The organism is Shewanella sp. ZOR0012 (assembly GCF_000798835.1).
In the GTDB taxonomy this organism is placed as follows: Bacteria; Pseudomonadota; Gammaproteobacteria; order Enterobacterales; family Shewanellaceae; genus Shewanella; species Shewanella xiamenensis.
Window position 1 is genome coordinate 1 of record NZ_JTLE01000065.1, and the last position, 212, is coordinate 212.

Annotated in this window: 2 tRNA genes; both read left to right on the top strand. The window is 53.8% G+C overall.

Going from position 1 to position 212, the window contains the following annotated elements:
* The first annotated feature begins 1 nt into the window (after position 1).
* A tRNA-Asp gene (locus L976_RS01560) sits at positions 2–78 on the top strand.
* Between the two features lie 57 nt (positions 79–135).
* Positions 136–212 (top strand) — tRNA-Asp (locus L976_RS01565).

A 212-nucleotide genomic window follows, 5' to 3' on the forward strand; every position in this document is an offset into this window, starting at 1 on the left:
TGGAGCGGTAGTTCAGTTGGTTAGAATACCGGCCTGTCACGCCGGGGGTCGCGGGTTCGAGTCCCGTCCGCTCCGCCAGTCAAGTTATTAAAAGTTAAAATTATAGTGCTGTTATAGCGTTATAATAAAAAGTTTGGAGCGGTAGTTCAGTTGGTTAGAATACCGGCCTGTCACGCCGGGGGTCGCGGGTTCGAGTCCCGTCCGCTCCGCCA